Below are 15,338 nucleotides of genomic sequence, written 5' to 3' on the forward strand. Positions count from 1 at the left end.
CGCTGTAAGGGCTGAAGGGTCTGTCCGCGGAAAGAGGATCCGGTCAGCCGGTGAAGCCCTGGTCGCTCAGGGCCTTCTCGATGCGGGCGCGGTGGTTCTCCTCCCAGGCGTCGAGGGACTCCTCAGCCTCCTTGGCGAGCTTCGCCCGAGCGGCCGCGAGGGTCTGTTCCTGGCCGGCGGCCGGGGTGACGACGCTGCCCTCCTCGTCGGCGACCACGATGTCGCCGGGGTGCACCAGCACACCGCCGACGCGGGCCGGCTCACCGAGCGCGCCGACCTTCTTCTTGGTGCCGGGTATCGGGATGACGCCGCGGCGGCAGGACCGAGTGGGCCCCCTTCATGGAAGCCGATCGTCTGTGATGCGGCACCCCCGGGGACCTTCGGCCACGACGATGCCTCGTCGGCCCCTGCGATCTTGCACGTGGTGCGGTGGACTGGACATATGTCGTAGCCGCGATTCCGAGGAGCCTGGTCATGGTTGTACTCGCACGCAAGCAGAAGTTCCCGTTCCCTGACCTACCCGACTGGTTCGAGGCCTTCCCCGCCCGATTCACCATGCCGGCCATGGCGGATCTGTACCCGATGAAGATGGAGGAGTACACCGAGGAAGGCCGGTACGTCGTCCGGGCAGAACTCCCCGGCATCGACGTCAAGGATCTCGACGTCACCGTCGACGACTGCGTCCTCACCATCAAGGCCGAGCGAACCGAGCGCGAGGTGGACAAGCACCGCAGCGAGATCCGCTACGGATCCCTCACCCGCAGTCTCACCCTACCCAAGAACGCGGACGAGAACGACGTCCGAGCCGAGTACGCCGACGGCATGCTGACCGTCAGCGTGGGCCTCGGCGAAGAGAAGCCGGAACCGAAGCACATCGAGATCAAGCACACCACGTGAGTCGCGCTCCTGGACGCCTGGACGACCTGTCACACACTCCGCTCAGGCGCCTCGCGCAGGTGGCTCTCCCGCGGTCATGGCCATGAACGGGATGTCACTCCCCGCGCCGTGGCGCGGTCGTTCGGCCCCACGGGGAGCTCTCAGCCACAGCGTCACCGTCCGTCGGCCGTGACGCCGGCAGGCCGCGCGCATGGCCACCGTAGGAGGTCCGCACGATGACCCGTCATCCGACCATCGGCGTGGACGGCTCACCCGAAAGCCGCTGGGCAGCGGCATGGGCCGCAGACAAGGCCGCGTTGCGCGCCCTGCCGCTGCGCCTCGTCTACGCCGAGGACCGGCCCGTATCCGTCACCATGCCGGTGAGCGGCTTCGAGACGCAGAAACGTGGGTCCGACCGAATGCTCACCGAGGTCACGAACGATCTGCGGGAGCGCCAACCCGGACTCGAAATCAGCACTCCGCAGCTCTCCGCACGGCCCCCAGCGGCCTTGTCCGCCAAGGCAGGCGAAGCGGACCCTGCTGGTGCTCGGCTCGCGCGGGCTCAGCCGCATCACGGGGTTCCTCATCGGCTCGGTCAGCATGGCCACGATCAGTGCCGCCGAGTTCCGGCAGGCACGGCGGCGCACAAGCGAGCTGTGCTGACTCGCCGACCCCCGGAGGAGCATGCGCCGCACGACCGGAAGCACAGAATCGAGGCGCCCGGGGGCGAGGGGTATCGTCAAAGGACCGCACGAGCCAGGCCAGCACAGGGTTGAGCGGGCCAGAGCCAGGCGCCGGTCTTGAAGACGCACAGGCGCCGAGTACGGATGCTCCGGGTGCGGAGCCTCTTCGGCGAATGTCCCAGAGCCGTGGCCGACCTGCGCTACGGAACAAGGCCGCATGGGGCACACTGCCGGGGCTCTCGGCCCAAGTGCGCAGCCTGGGGGTGTGGACACGGTCGGCACCGTGCGGAGCAACTGCGGCGGCCGGAACCTGGGAGGACACCGATGAACAGCACCTTTCTCCACGGACTGCCAACGGAGGGCCAGGACCATCTGATGGCTTGCTCGCACGAGGTCTCGTTCCCCGCAGGCACACGGATCTTCAACGAGGGCGACCCCGCCGACCGGTTCTGGATCATCCGCACCGGCGCCGTCACACTCGACCTCCAGGCACACGGCCGCCGCGCCGCCACGGTGGAGACGCTGGGCCACGGCGATCTGCTCGGCTGGTCCTGGCTGGTCCCCCCGTATGCCTGGCGGCTGGGGGCTGAGGCCTTCAGCCTGGTACGGGCCCACGAGTTCGATGCAAAGGCCGTACGCGGGCTGTGCGAAGTGGATCCCGCATTCGGCCTCGCGCTGACCCGCCGCGTCCTGGAGGTGGTCACACACCGGCTACAGGCCACCCGGATCCGGCTCCTCGATCTCTACGCACCCCATGGCAGCGGAGTGACGCAGGTCTTACAGTGAATCTCCCGGCGTGGACGAGTCGGCAGGGCCCGGAGCCCGGTGCGCCGCGCGTCGTCCGGCCCGGGCGGTCCGATCTCGGCTGCCCGTCGCAAAGCGGAGGAGGTCGGTGCCATGCTGCACCGCCGTACGGTCGGCGACGTGATGACCGCGGAGGTCGTCACCCTCCGCCCCAGCACACCACTCCAGGAGGTCACCGCTTTGCTGGACGTGAACGACATCGTCGCGGCCCCGGTCGTCGACGACCACGGCGCCCCCATCGGCGTCGTGTCCGCGTCCGACGTGCTGCGGCACGAGACCGGCTTGCCCGATCCGCAGGGGCAGGACGGGAACGACGAGCGCGCCTGGGGCAAGGCCCGGGCCCGGACTGCGGGCGCTCTCATGAGCAGCCCCGTCTTCACCGCCCGCGCCGACTGGACGATCCCCTGGGCCGCGCGGGAACTCCGCAGACGGCACGTCAAGCAGCTGCCCGTGGTCGGCGATGACGGGCGCCTCACCGGCATCGTCAGCCGCAGCGACCTGCTCGACGCCTTCATCCGCTCCGACGTCGAGATCCGCGGCGAGGTCGAGCAGGACGTCCTGGGACGCATCCTCGGCCTGGGTGAAGGCACCGTCGCGGTCGAGGTTCACGACGGGGTCGTCACCCTGCGGGGTCACGTCCCGGAACCACGTCTCGTCCCGGTGGTCGTGGGCCTGTGCCAGGGCGTCGACGGCGTTGTCGCGGTGGACGCCCACCTCGCCGCCGCCCGGGCGGGCTAGCCAGCACTGCCGTAAAACTCCCGCCCTTCCGGGCAAGCATGGCAGCGCATGCCAGAAGTCATAAAGGCGTTCGCCGACGCCAGTTTCTTCACAGGGGAAGTCGTTGCCGAGGGTAGCCACGCTGCCGCAGTCGTGCGCACACGACGGTGTTGGAGATGCGGCCTTGTGTGGCTGCCTCCACGATGAGGTCATGGTTCCCGTGGGTCCTGCGGACCGTTTCGATGCGTTTCGGGCCCTAGGGCGTGTTGCGAAAGGAGCTCCGTCCGCCCGCAGGGCGGGGCCTGCGGCGTCTGGTGCCTGCGATCGCAAGGCGGAGGATCATCCCCGTACTGGACGTACGTGGATGACTCCGACAACGCAGCGAGCGTGCGTGCCAGACGCCGCGGGTCAGGAGGGACTTTCGCAACACGCCCTAGCCGACCGGCGTGGGCAGCCAGGAGACCGGTTGATCGCATCGCTGGCAGAAGCCAGGGCAGGAACGGCCGACAGCCCCGGCAACCGGGCTCCGGCCGTTGCCGCCGGTTTCGGCCTGCCTTCTGCCGCCGCGCTCGGACCGGCTCTCTACTACGCGGACCTCGCCGCCCCGCGCGGTCGGCGTCACGTGGAAGGCGCCGGGTCGTACGTCGCGGGTGAGGAGACCGCCCTGACCGCAGGCCTGGAAGGCGGCCGTCTCGGCGAGGCCAAGCTCTACCGGGAGCGGTTCGCCACGCCAGACGGGCGGGCCCACCTCGCCGCGGCGGCCTACCTTCCACCCGGTGAACAGCCCGACGACGACTATCCGCTTGTCCTGGTGACCGGGCGGCGCTGGGCGCACTACAACTCCGGCAGCATGACCCGACGCGGCGGCAACCTCGCACTCGATCCGGTCGACTACCTCGACCTCCACCCCGACGACGCCATCCGGTACGAGGTGCGGGACGGCGCGCAGCTCACCGTGGAGAGCCGACACGGGTGGGCCCGGCTCACCACCCGGGTCAGCGAACAGACAGCCCCCGGCCAGGTTTTCTGTTCCTTCCACTTCCCCACGAGCGGAGTGAACCGGCTCGCCTCCGATCACGCGGACACGGTCACATCCTGCCCCGAGTACAAGGTCACCGCGGTACGCGTGGCCACGCCGTGACCGCGTCCCTCCAAGGTGGCCGACCATGGGTACCGGAACCCCCGTACTGACGCCCGATGACGGGGGCCGCGGGCCGACGGCCACGAGCGGGGCACGCGGCCCTGTGGTGCAGACCCTGCCAGTCGAGGAGGTCTTCACCGCGCTGGACACGTCCCCGCGGGGACTGGCGTCGGGGGCCGTGGCGTTGCGGCGCGACCGGGTCGGGCCCAACGAGCTGCCGGCCGCCAGGGGCGGGGGGCTGTGGCGTGACCTCGCCGGGCAGTTCACCGACCTCTTCGCCATCGTGCTGCTCGTCGCGTCGGCGATCACGTTCGTGGTCTACGGGCTGCAGGAGCCCCGGGATGTGGGCACACTCCAGCTGGCCGTGGCGATCCTCGCCGTGGTGCTGCTGAATGCGGCCATCGGCTTTGCGCAGGAGTATTCCGCCGAGCGCACGGCGGAGTCGCTGCAGGCGATGGTGCCGCACACCTGCCGGGTGCTGCGCGACGGGGAGCCCCGGGAGCTGCCCGCGCGTGACCTGGTGCCCGGAGATGTCGTCGTCCTGGAAGCCGGGGACGCGGTGTCGGCGGACTGCCGTCTTGTCGAGGCGCACGAGGTCTCGGTGAACAACGCGGCCCTGACGGGGGAGAGCGATGCCGTCGGGCGTACCGGCGAGCCGGTGGCGGGCGGCCCAGTGCTGCGGGCCCGTAACTGTGTCTTCATGGGCACCGATATCGTGGCGGGCTCCGCGAAGGCCGTGGTGTTCGCCACCGGTGCGGCGACGGAGTTCGGGCGCGTCTTCCGGCTGGCCGCCGCGGCGCCGCGTCAGAAGACCCCGCTGCAGCGCCAGGTCGCCTCGATGGCCCGTCGGGTGGCTGGCGCGGCGCTGGCGATCGGGGCGGCCCTGTTCGCGGTGCGCGTGCCCACAGGGCAGCCGTTCGTGGAGACCTTCGTGTTCGCGCTCGGTGTGATGGTCGCGCTCGTCCCCGAAGGACTGCCGGCGACCCTGTCGGTGTCGCTGGCGATCGGCGTACGACGCATGGCCCGTCGGCACGCGCTGGTCAAGCAGTTGCTGGCAGTCGAGGCGCTTGGGTCCACCACCGTCATCTGCACGGACAAGACCGGGACGCTCACCCAGGCCGAGATGACCGTCGTGCAGGTGTGGGCCGGTGGCGTGCCGCACGCCGTGTCCGGGGTGGGGTACGCCCCCGTCGGCGAGGTGGCCGATCCACGGCCGGTGCGCGAACTGCTCCGGGCCGCGGGACTGTGCTGCAACGCCCGGCTGGTCCCGCCGATGGGTCGCGAAGGGTGGCAGGTGCTCGGCGACACCACCGAGGGCGCCCTGCTCGTCGCGGCGGTGAAGGCCGGGCTGGACCTGGCTGACGAGGAAGCTGCCGCGCCACGCGTGGCGGAGTTCCCTTTCGACTCGGCACGCAAGCTGATGAGCACCGTGCACAAAGACGCCAACGGACGCGGCCGCGCGTATGTCAAGGGCGCGCCGCAGGAGCTGCTCGCCCGCTGCACCGCCATCGATTGGAGGGGAACGCGGCAGCCGCTGACCGATGAACTGCGTGCCGTGGTGACGGCCGCCAACGACCACCTGGCCTCCCAAGGGCTACGCGTCCTGGCGGCGGCATCTCGGCCCCTGGCCCGCTCCCACCCTGCCCGGGGCGAGGTCGAATCGGAGCTCACCCTTCTGGGTCTGGTCGGCATGCTCGATCCGCCGCGGCCAGAGGTCAGCGACGCCGTCGACGCCTGCCGACGGGCCGGGATCCGTATCGTCATGGTCACGGGCGACCACCCGCTGACCGCGGAGGCCGTCGCCCGCCGCGTGGGGATTGTGCGGCAGCCGACCCCAACCGTCGTCACCGGCACCCGGCTGGACGCGCTCGATGATGACAGCCTGAACGCCCTGCTCGCAGCGTCGGGCGAACTGCTGCTGTGCCGGGTGAGCCCCGAGCACAAGATGCGGGTGGTCACCACGCTGCAGCAGCGCGGTGAGGTCGTCGCCGTCACCGGCGACGGCGCCAACGACGCCCCGGCGCTCAAGCACGCGGACATCGGCGTGGCGATGGGTGTCTCCGGCACCGACGTTGCCCGGGAAGCCGCGGTCATGGTGCTGCTGGACGACTCGTTCGCCTCCATCACCACGGCGGTGAGACTGGGCCGGTCGGTCTACCAGAACATCCGCAAGTTCCTCGTCTACCTCTTCAGTCACAACATCGCCGAGCTCGTCCCGATCCTGGCCGCAACTTTCACCGGGTTCCCCCTGGTGCCGATCACCGCCGTTCAAATCCTCGCGATCGACCTCGGCTCCGACGTCCTGCCCGCCCTGGCACTCGGCGTCGAGCCACCGGAACCTGATGTCATGGACCGCCCGCCGCGCTCCCGGCGCGAACGGCTCTTCTCCACTGCCGTTATGGGACGCATCCTCTTCCTGGGCGGCATCCAGTCTCTTGGCGTGACCGCCGTGTTCTTCTGGCACATCAACGCCTCGGGGATTCCGTACTCCGACTTCACCGAGGACGACACTGTCTACCGGGAGGCGATCACCATGGTCCAGGCCGGGATCGTAGTCAGCCAGTTCTTCAATGCCCTGGCGGTACGCACTGACCGGCAGAGTGTGTTCCGCATCGGGCTGCTGTCCAACCCGTGGCTGATCGCCGCCGGATGCTTCGGCATCACCCTGATGGCGGCCATCAGCTATCTGCCCCCGCTGCAGGCTCTCTTCAACACCGCCCCGCTGGACGCCGCTGACTGGGCAATCCTCGCCGGTTTCGGAGCACTGCTGTTGACCGCGGAGGAGATTCGCAAGTGGTGGTTGCGCCGCCGCCGGCCGACGAGCTCAAAGGGAGAGACCTGATGAGAGTGATCATCGCGGGCTGCGGACGGGTGGGATCCACGCTCGCCGTGCAACTCGTCGCCGAAGGCCACGACGTACGACTCATCGACCGCAGCCCCAAGGCCCGCAAGCACCTGCCCGACAACTTCCCCGGCCAGTTGTACGAAGGCAATGGGTACAACCGGACGGTGCTCGAAGCCGCCGGAATCGGGCAAGCCGACGCGTTCGTCGCCGTCACCTCGGGGGACAACAGCAACATCGTCAGCGCACGCACGGCCAAAGAGACCTACCGGGTCCCCATCGTCCTCGCCCGCATCTACGACCCCCGCCGCGCCGACATCTACCGCGAACTCGGTATCCCCACCATTGCCAGCGTCCGATGGACAGTGCACCAGATCCACCAGATGCTGCTGCACCGCCACCTCACACCCGAACTCACCTTCGGCAACGGCGAAACCTTGCTTATCCGCTCCGAACTCCCCGACTACCTCACCGGACGACGGATCACCGAGTTCGACGTCGACGGCGAGATCCGCGTCGTGGAGGTCACTCGCGCGGGCCGCTCCCTCGTACCCGCCCACAGCACACCCGCCGAGCCCGGAGACCTGGTCACCTTCGCCGTCACCACCACCGCCCTCGGGCGGCTGCACGGCTTCCTGGACAAGGAGCTGGGGACATGAAGGCACTCATCGCAGGCGCCGGGCGCCTGGGCACCCAAATCGCCCAGGTCCTTGCCGCCGCCCGCAACGACGTCACCCTCGTCGACATCGACGAGGACCGCATCGCCGAACTCGAAGGCCGCCTGGCCGTGCGCCTTCTGGCCGGGGACGCCTGCGAGCCCACATTTCTCGAGCACGCGGGCGCACTCACCGCCGACCTCGTCATCGCCGCCACCGGCAATGACGAGGACAACCTCGTCATCAGCCTCCTCGCCAAGCGGCAATTCACCGTCCCTCGCGTCGCCGCCCGCGTCAACGACACAGAGAACACCTGGCTCTTCGACCCGAACTGGGGCGTCGACACCGCAGTCCCCACAGCCACCCCCCTGATCTCCCTCATCGAGGAAGCCACCGGAGCCACAGACACCGTCGCCCTGCTACGCCTGAGCAAAGCGGGCGTCGACGTCATCGAAACCGCCATCACACCGCAGTCCCGCGCCGCGGGCTGCTCCCTCGCCGAGATCACCCTTCCCAAGGGCACTGTCATCGCCACGGTCATCCGCGACGGGCAACCCACCGTACCCACCCCCGACGTGCGACTGGAGCCCGGCGACGAACTTCTCGTCGTCTCTCACGCAGCCACCGAGCAGGAGATCCACGCCGCCTTCCAGTGACCTCCGTCCGCTGCAGCCAGGGGCACGACCTGGAGTCAGTGAGACGCGCAGACCATCTCGACGAAGTGGCCCACCTCTTCCTCCGGCAGGCGACGGGCAAGATCCGCCTCGCTGATCATGCCAACCAGGCGATGATTCTCAATGACCGGCAGCCGCCGGATCTTGTGGTCCTCCATGGCCCGGAGGACTTCGCCCGTGTCGGCCTCAGCATCGATCGTGACCGGCTTCCCCTGCGCGAGGTGGCCCGCGGTCATCTTCTTCGGGTCCTTGCCCTTGGCGACACACTTCACCACGATGTCCCGGTCGGTGATGATCCCGTGGAGCCGGTCGTCCGGCCCGCAGATCGGGAGAGCCCCCACGCCCAGTTCGCTCATCCGGCGCGCAGCGTCCTCCAGCGTCTCGCTCTCCTGCACGCAGGTGGCGCCGGAGTGCATGATCTCCCGTGCTGTGGTCATATCCGTCTCCTTCGAGCCTGGCGATCTGCTCGGGGAGGTCGTCTGGAGCCGGACCCGCCCCGACTGGTACTCCTTGCGGCCAGTGTGGGCTCTTCGCATACCGTGCGCATGCCGGGGTGCTGACTGACTGATCCCCTGCCCCATTCCTCCCCCACAAGTCCTGGTCCGAACGAGCAGGACAGGGTCATGCCACCCAAGGTGCCCAGGCCTTGTTTGTCACGTACAGAGTCAGTTCCAGCGTCGTCGGCCCGAGGACCGGCGCCCGGGAGCCTCGCTGGTCTCCACATCAGCAGGACATCGATGGGACCGCGCGCGGTGGACGTTCCGGCCACAGCCGTGCCTGGAGACGCATGACGACATGGCCCAGACCCGACAGCGTGCATGCGATCGCCAGGTCGACGAGCGGCAGCGGCTCCGTACCCAGCAGGGTCTGCAAGGCAGGCAGACAGACACCGGCTGCTTGGAGGCTCAGCGCCGCACCAACGGCGACCAGCAGGAAGGGGTTGGCCAGGCTTCCCGGGCGAGCGCGGGAACCGAGCGCCACGCCGAGCTGAGTCGCGCCGAGGACCACCTTCGAGGTGCTGCGGAGCGGGTCCAGAATGCCGACGAGACCGAGCAGCGACAAACCCGACTCCCATGTCCCGGGCGGTTCCGCCGTTTCCTCGCTTCGTCGACCGCCCAGTCGACCGTGTCCAGGCTGGCATCGGATCCGTCGACGCCTACGACCAGCGGGTACTCCATCCCTGCCCACCGCCTTCCTATCCGGCCTCTGCCAGCGCCCCCTGCGAATACCGTCGCATCCTCCAGGGGCCACCGCGACACGCGGCCCTTCGTGCTGAAACAGGACCTTCGGACGGGTTGCACCGGGGCGGTTTGCGGCGATGGTGGATTCATACGGCTGGTCAGCCCAGCTTCGTGCCCATGAGGACCCTGGAGCCGGGCGCAGTCCCATCAGCGTTGAAGCTGACAGCAGGTACGGGTGTCGCGAGTGGCCCCCACCCGCGAGAGGGAGCCAGTGATGAAGCACAGCAAAATCGGCAGCCTGATGGTGAGCGATGTCATCTCGGTGATTCCGCAAACCCCGTTCAAGGAGGTCGCCAAACTGCTCGCGGTGCACCGCATCAGCGGCCTGCCCGTGGTCGACACCGACGGCAAGGTGCTCGGTGTGATCTCCGAGAGCGACCTCATGCTCCGGCAGGCGGGCGTGACGCCCGAGCCGGGACCCACTCGCAGCGCCCGGCTGGCCTGGCCAACAGCGCCGTCCGGCGGCACCGACAGCCCCCTCACCGCAGATACCAAGGCGCACGCGATGAGCGCCCGGGAGCTGATGTCGCACCCCGCGATCACTGTCAAGGCCGACGACACCATCACCGTGGCCGCCCGCACCATGGCGGAGCATCGCATCGAGCGGCTGCCCGTGGTCAATGCAGAGGGCCGCCTTCTGGGTATCGTGACCCGCCGCGACCTGCTTCAAGTCTTCCTGCGGCCGGACTCCGACATCCGCCGGGAAATCGCCGACGAGATCCTGAACCAGACGCTGTGGGTACCCCCAGGGACGGTCCAGGTGCATGTGATCGACGGTGTGGTCACCCTCGAAGGACAGCTTGAGCGGTTCAGTGACATCCAGGTCGCGGTGCGGCTCGCCCAGCAGGTGGACGGTGTGGTCTCCGTCATCGACAAGCTGACCTACCGCTACGACGACTCCGGCTCGAAGCCTACCCAGCAGACACGATCCGCCGTCACGGGAGACGGAGGGCACGGCGGGATCCCTGGGGAGAGGTCACCGTGATCACGGGGTGTGGTCTTCTCGGGGCGCTGCCCCGGGACCGGGCGGAGTCGAATCATGCCGCTGGCCCGTGAGGTGTCCTTCGCGACAGGCGCGCGCATCCTCAACCAGGACGCCAAGGCCGCTTCTGGGAAACGGGCACGGTTGTGCTCGAGGGATCCGGTACTTGATCACGCACTGTGTACCTATGTCTCCGCGGTGGGCGCTAAGCGGCTCAGGGCTGAGCGGGTGCGACTGCTCGATCTGATCGCGCCTTAGCGGCGCCGGTCCCGAGCTCTGAAACGGCTGACGCGAGAGGAGCCTGAAGTGCCTGAAACTCCGCACATCGTGAGCGACGTGATGACCCTGAAAGTCGTAGCCGTCAGGCGCGACGCGCTCTTCAAGGAGATCGTCCGGGCCATGGAGCAGTGGAAGGTCAGTGCCCTGCCGGTCCTGGAGGCCGAGGGCCGCGTCATCGGTGTCGTCTCCGAGGCAGACCTTCTGCCCAAGGAGGAGTTCCACGACAGGGCCATGAGCCTGACCGAGCAGAGGCAGCGCCTGTCCGACCTCCTCAAGGCGGGAGCAGTGACCGCGGAGGAGCTCATGACTGCCCCTGCGGTCACGGTCCGCCCCGACGCCACCTTGGCACAGGCCGCGCGGATCATGGCGGTGAAGCACGTCAAGCGGCTTCCTGTGGTCGATGCCGAGGACATGCTGCAGGGCATCGTCAGCCGTGCCGATCTGCTGAAGGTGTTCCTGCGTCCGGACGAGGAGATCGAGGAGGAAGTCCGCCGCACGGTGATCGCCTACCTCTTCCCCGCCTTCAGCCATGCCATCCACGTGCATGTCCACGAGGGGGTCGTCACCCTCCGCGGACAGATCAACGACACCTCGCTCATCTCCGTGGCCGCGCGCCTCATCCGCGCAGTGGAGGGCGTAGTCGACGTCGAGCCCCACCTCACCGGCGAGTCCGCCGCGCCCGCCGGTCCGGAAGGCGCCTAGCAACCCGGAAGCCGGCCATGTCGGCGCATCAGGTTGACGCGTCCGTGCTGCGGACCGGCGCCACCACCGGCGCGCGGTCGCTCCCGCTGGCAGAGGTGCGCGAAACCCACACCGCAATCGTGTTCTTCGTTGGTGACCGCGCCTACAAACTCAAGAAACCGGTCGACCTCGAGTTCCTGGGCTACACCACCGTGGAGGCCCGGCGGATTGCATGCGAGCGGGAAGTCACTCTCAACCGTCGCTTCGCCCCCGACGTCTACCTGGGTGTGGGTGACATCCGCGTCCCGCATGCGGAGCCGCCCGAACCTGTCGTGGTGATGCGTCGCATGCCGGCGGAGCGCCGACTGTCCCAGCTCGTGCGGGAAGGCGCGGCCGTCGATGATGCCCTGCGTGCCGCCGTCGCCCGTCTGCTCGCCGGCCGACGGCGGCGAGTGAACCCCCAGGCCGAGCGCAGCCTCGGCACCTCGTGCCGCCTCATCGGCTTCTGTCGGGTGTGACGATCCTCTGGAAGCCATACCTCTACGGGAACAGGGCTGGTCGGCCCTTCGCTCTGGACCGATCGGCCCTGCTTCTCGCGGAGGAACAGTGGTGCTATGGAACTGAGCCGAGGGCACCCCATCAGACACGGGGAAGCGGAGTAAGCCGCGCACCGTGCAATCAGGGTCCGCGAGAAGCGGGCAGCCCTCGGCTCGACGATGCCGGGAGGCTGCCGCCCGTCCGGGCCGGGTCGCCGGGTGTTCAGCCCTGCGAGTCCCCGCCCGTCTCGTATCCGGACAGGCCAGCCGCAATGCGGCACGGGCCAGGCTCGGCGACCCTGGAGGCAGAGGCAGGCGTCGGGAGGAGCCGTCCTATGCACTGGGAGACGATCCACAAGGACACCCCACCGGGCGTCACGCCGAATCTCGCCGACTACGATCAGGTTCGTTCCGATTTCACCTGGTCGCACGCACGTACTGCGCTGGCCGGGCTGCCCGGCGGCGGGCTGAATATGGCCTACGAGGCGGTTGACCGGCATGCCGGACCGGACCATGGTGACAAGGTAGCGCTGCGGTGCATCGCCCGTGACAATGCCGTCTCGACGGTCACGTACGCCGAGCTGGCCGATCGTACGGCCCGTTTCGCGAACGTCCTGCGCTCGCTCGGCGTCGCCCACGCAGACCGGGTGTTCACCCTGCTGGGCCGCTGTCCCGAGCTCTACACCGCGGTGCTTGGCACGCTGAAGAACACCAGCGTGCTGTGCCCTCTCTTCTCCGCGTTCGGCCCCGACCCGGTCGAACAGCGGCTACGGCTGGGCGACGCCCGCGTGCTGGTGACCGCTGCGGCCCTGTACCGACGCAAGGTCGCCGATCGGCGGGCATCGCTCCCCGATCTGAAGCACGTGCTCATCGTCGGACCCGGCGCGGAGGAGCTTCCCGGCACGGACTCCTTCGATGCCCTGATGGCCTCCGCATCCGACAGCTTCACCATCCCGCCGACGTCGCCCGAGGACATGGCTCTGCTGCACTTCACCAGCGGAACCACCGGGACCCCCAAGGGCGCGATCCACGTTCATGAAGCGGTCGTCGCGCACCACGCCACGGCCGCTTACGCGCTCGATCTGGACCCCGAGGACGTGTACTGGTGCACCGCCGACCCCGGCTGGGTCACCGGCATGTCGTACGGGATCATCGCCCCGCTCGTGCATGGCGTGACGGCTGTCGTCGACGAGGGCGACTACGACGCCCGGCGCTGGTACCGGATCCTCGGCGAACAACGGGTCAGCGTCTGGTACACCGCACCGACGGCCCTGCGGATGCTCATGCGCGCCACACCCCGACAGGGCCCGTACGACCTGCCGCGCTCGTACGATCTGTCGGCGCTGCGGTTCATCGCCTCCGTCGGCGAGCCTCTGAACCCCGAGGCCGTGGTGTGGGGCCTAGATGTGCTGGGCCTGCCCGTGCACGACAACTGGTGGCAGACCGAGACCGGTTGCATCATGATCGCGAATTATGCGGGCTGCGAGATCCGGCCCGGCTCGATGGGGCGGCCGCTGCCGGGGGTCGAGGCTGGAGTGCTGGAGCGCGGCGAGGACGGCCGGGCACGGGTCACCGACGGCCGGGTGACGCTACTGGAGAGCCCGGGCGTTGAGGGCGAGTTGGCGCTGCGCCCCGGCTGGCCGTCCATGTTCCGCGGCTATCTGCACGACAAGCAGCGGTACGAGGCCGCGTTCGCCGACGGCTGGTATCTGACCGGCGACCTGGTCAAGCGAGATGCTGACGGCTGGTTCTGGTTCGTGGGGCGAGCCGACGACGTCATCAAGTCGGCGGGGCACCTAATCGGGCCGTTCGAGGTGGAGAGCACACTGATGGAGCACCCGGCGGTCGCGGAGGCCGGTGTGATCGGACGGCCGGACCCCGTCGCCGGGAGCATCGTCAAGGCGTTCGTGTCGCTACAGCCCGGCATGGAGCCGACGCCCGTGCTGGAACGTGAGCTGCTCGCTTTCGCCCGTCGGAGGCTCGGCCCGGCCGTCGCGCCGCGGGAGATCGCCTTCGACCAGAGCCTGCCCAAGACCCGCAGCGGCAAGGTCATGCGCCGACTGTTGCGTGCCCGTGAACTCGGCCTGCCCACCGGCGACCTGTCCACTCTGGAGGGATCCGCATGAGTCCTGCCCGCGGCACCCGCCAACGAAAGACCTCGAAGAACGCACAGACCGAGACCACCACCTCCCCCGACCGAACCAGAGTCACCGCGAAGACCGCGGCTGATGAAAGACCGCCGTCGGCCCACCAAGCGGCGGCCGGGCACCAGGGCGCACTGCTGCTCGGCATGCTGCGCATCCGGCGCTTCGAAGAGCGATGCGTCGAGCTGTACAGTGCCGCGAAGATCCGCGGATTCGTCCACCTCTACATCGGCGAGGAAGCCGTCGCCGTCGGCATCAACGAGGCGCTGCGCCCTGAGGACGCGGTGGTCTCTACCTACCGCGAGCACGGCCATGCGCTCGCCCGCGGTATCCCGGCGGAGGCCGTCATGGCCGAGATGTACGGGAAGACGACCGGCTGCAGTGGGGGCCGGGGCGGGTCCATGCACCTGTTCGACGCGGGCCTTCGCTTCTACGGCGGCAACGCCATCGTCGCCGGCGGTCTCCCCCTGGCCGCCGGTCTCGCCCTCGCCGACCGTATGCGCGAGCAGTCCCGTGTCACCTGTTGCTTCTTCGGCGACGGCGCCTTCGCCGAAGGCGAGTTCCATGAGACGGCCAACCTGGCCGCCTTGTGGAACCTGCCGCTGCTGCTGGTGTGCGAGAACAACCTCTACGCCATGGGCACCGCCATCGAGCGCCACGAGGCACAGACCGACCTGGCCATGCGCGCCGCCTCGTACGGCATGGTCGCCTGGGCTGTGGACGGAATGGACGTCGAAGCCGTCGAGCAGGCCGCCCGCCAAGCCGCCGAAGCCATCCGGGCAGGCGCCGGACCTCACTTCCTCGAACTGCGCACCTACCGCTTCCGCGCCCACTCCATGTACGACCCCGACCGATACCGGGACAAGGCAGAGGTTGAGCGATGGAAGGACCGGGACCCTATCAACCGGCTCATGGAGCGCATGCGCGAGGACGGCGAGCTGGACGACGAGGAACTCGCCCGAATAGAGCACCAGGTCACCGAGGAAACCGACCGCGCCGTCGAAGCGGCCGAACAGGCGCCGGAGGAGCCGGTCGAGAACCTGCTCCGCCACGTCACGAGTTCCTCGGCCGAGGTGAACTGA

General features: G+C 68.9%; 13 protein-coding genes and 2 pseudogenes. 12 read left to right on the top strand and 3 right to left on the bottom strand.

Annotation, left to right across the window (positions count from 1 at the left end; all coding sequences use genetic code 11):
- Positions 1 to 43: 43 nt before the first annotated feature.
- A pseudogene (locus V1460_RS28730) lies at positions 44 to 313 on the bottom strand (RraA family protein); the annotation flags it as partial.
- Positions 314 to 474: 161 nt separating this feature from the next.
- Between V1460_RS28730 and V1460_RS28735 the strand changes: the two are divergent.
- The 7 genes from V1460_RS28735 (at position 475) to V1460_RS28765 (ending at position 8,375) form a co-directional block, all read left to right on the top strand.
- Positions 475 to 897 (top strand): Hsp20/alpha crystallin family protein, encoded by a 423-nt coding sequence (locus tag V1460_RS28735; RefSeq protein WP_338676515.1) that lies wholly within the window; start codon positions 475 to 477, stop codon positions 895 to 897.
- Positions 898 to 1,883: 986 nt separating this feature from the next.
- Positions 1,884 to 2,345, top strand: a complete 462-nt coding sequence (locus tag V1460_RS28740) for a cyclic nucleotide-binding domain-containing protein (protein WP_338676516.1) — start codon at positions 1,884 to 1,886, stop codon at positions 2,343 to 2,345.
- 111 nt (positions 2,346 to 2,456) lie between these two features.
- Positions 2,457 to 3,101: a CBS domain-containing protein gene (locus V1460_RS28745; RefSeq protein WP_338676517.1), complete on the top strand. Its 645-nt coding sequence runs from the start codon at positions 2,457 to 2,459 to the stop codon at positions 3,099 to 3,101.
- Positions 3,102 to 3,546: 445 nt separating this feature from the next.
- A complete protein-coding gene (locus tag V1460_RS28750) occupies positions 3,547 to 4,221 on the top strand; it encodes a molybdopterin dinucleotide binding domain-containing protein (RefSeq protein ID WP_338676518.1) in 675 nt (224 codons plus the stop codon).
- 25 nt (positions 4,222 to 4,246) lie between these two features.
- The gene (locus V1460_RS28755; protein WP_338676519.1) at positions 4,247 to 7,063 is read left to right on the top strand and encodes a cation-transporting P-type ATPase; all 2,817 of its coding nucleotides are present in this window, start codon (positions 4,247 to 4,249) and stop codon (positions 7,061 to 7,063) included.
- A complete protein-coding gene (locus V1460_RS28760) occupies positions 7,063 to 7,722 on the top strand; it encodes a TrkA family potassium uptake protein (RefSeq protein ID WP_338676520.1) in 660 nt (219 codons plus the stop codon). The genes V1460_RS28755 and V1460_RS28760 overlap by 1 nt, the downstream gene beginning before the upstream one ends.
- Complete coding sequence (locus V1460_RS28765) at positions 7,719 to 8,375, top strand: NAD-binding protein (protein WP_338676521.1); 657 nt, start codon at positions 7,719 to 7,721, stop codon at positions 8,373 to 8,375. Before V1460_RS28760 ends, V1460_RS28765 begins: the two co-directional genes overlap by 4 nt.
- Before the next feature lie 35 nt (positions 8,376 to 8,410).
- Here the strand turns inward: V1460_RS28765 and V1460_RS28770 are convergent, their stop codons facing one another.
- Together V1460_RS28770 and V1460_RS28775 are read right to left on the bottom strand one after the other, a co-directional pair.
- The gene (locus V1460_RS28770; protein ID WP_338676522.1) at positions 8,411 to 8,830 is read right to left on the bottom strand and encodes a CBS domain-containing protein; all 420 of its coding nucleotides are present in this window, start codon (positions 8,828 to 8,830) and stop codon (positions 8,411 to 8,413) included.
- A gap of 286 nt (positions 8,831 to 9,116) precedes the next feature.
- Positions 9,117 to 9,455: a cation transporting ATPase C-terminal domain-containing protein gene (locus V1460_RS28775; protein ID WP_338676523.1), complete on the bottom strand. Its 339-nt coding sequence runs from the start codon at positions 9,453 to 9,455 to the stop codon at positions 9,117 to 9,119.
- A 393-nt stretch (positions 9,456 to 9,848) separates the two neighbouring features.
- Here V1460_RS28775 and V1460_RS28780 point away from each other — a divergent pair, with 393 nt between their 5' ends.
- The 5 genes and pseudogenes from V1460_RS28780 to pdhA all read left to right on the top strand — a co-directional run bounded on the left by V1460_RS28780 (position 9,849) and on the right by pdhA (position 15,338).
- Positions 9,849 to 10,619: a CBS domain-containing protein gene (locus tag V1460_RS28780; protein ID WP_338676524.1), complete on the top strand. Its 771-nt coding sequence runs from the start codon at positions 9,849 to 9,851 to the stop codon at positions 10,617 to 10,619.
- Between the two features lie 303 nt (positions 10,620 to 10,922).
- Positions 10,923 to 11,597, top strand: a complete 675-nt coding sequence (locus V1460_RS28785) for a CBS domain-containing protein (protein ID WP_338676525.1) — start codon at positions 10,923 to 10,925, stop codon at positions 11,595 to 11,597.
- A gap of 95 nt (positions 11,598 to 11,692) precedes the next feature.
- Positions 11,693 to 12,049: pseudogene (locus V1460_RS28790) on the top strand (gluconate kinase); the annotation flags it as partial.
- A gap of 398 nt (positions 12,050 to 12,447) precedes the next feature.
- On the top strand, positions 12,448 to 14,238 hold the full coding sequence (acsA, locus tag V1460_RS28795; protein WP_338676526.1) for an acetate--CoA ligase: 1,791 nt from the start codon (positions 12,448 to 12,450) through the stop codon (positions 14,236 to 14,238).
- Positions 14,235 to 15,338: a pyruvate dehydrogenase (acetyl-transferring) E1 component subunit alpha gene (gene pdhA / locus V1460_RS28800; protein WP_338676527.1), complete on the top strand. Its 1,104-nt coding sequence runs from the start codon at positions 14,235 to 14,237 to the stop codon at positions 15,336 to 15,338. Before acsA ends, pdhA begins: the two co-directional genes overlap by 4 nt.

Source organism: Streptomyces sp. SCSIO 30461 (assembly GCF_037023745.1).
Classification (GTDB): domain Bacteria; phylum Actinomycetota; class Actinomycetes; order Streptomycetales; family Streptomycetaceae; genus Streptomyces.

Bases quoted from the DNA above. Each gene is read 5' to 3' on its own strand.
- V1460_RS28755 (WP_338676519.1), top strand. From the start codon at position 4,247: ATGGGTACCGGAACCCCCGTACTGACGCCCGATGACGGGGGCCGCGGG.
- acsA (WP_338676526.1), top strand. From the start codon at position 12,448: ATGCACTGGGAGACGATCCACAAGGACACCCCACCGGGCGTCACGCCG.
- V1460_RS28780 (WP_338676524.1), top strand. From the start codon at position 9,849: ATGAAGCACAGCAAAATCGGCAGCCTGATGGTGAGCGATGTCATCTCG.
- pdhA (WP_338676527.1), top strand. From the start codon at position 14,235: ATGAGTCCTGCCCGCGGCACCCGCCAACGAAAGACCTCGAAGAACGCA.
- V1460_RS28760 (WP_338676520.1), top strand. From the start codon at position 7,063: ATGAGAGTGATCATCGCGGGCTGCGGACGGGTGGGATCCACGCTCGCC.
- V1460_RS28745 (WP_338676517.1), top strand. From the start codon at position 2,457: ATGCTGCACCGCCGTACGGTCGGCGACGTGATGACCGCGGAGGTCGTC.
- V1460_RS28735 (WP_338676515.1), top strand. From the start codon at position 475: ATGGTTGTACTCGCACGCAAGCAGAAGTTCCCGTTCCCTGACCTACCC.
- V1460_RS28770 (WP_338676522.1), bottom strand. From the start codon at position 8,830: ATGACCACAGCACGGGAGATCATGCACTCCGGCGCCACCTGCGTGCAG.
- V1460_RS28740 (WP_338676516.1), top strand. From the start codon at position 1,884: ATGAACAGCACCTTTCTCCACGGACTGCCAACGGAGGGCCAGGACCAT.
- V1460_RS28765 (WP_338676521.1), top strand. From the start codon at position 7,719: ATGAAGGCACTCATCGCAGGCGCCGGGCGCCTGGGCACCCAAATCGCC.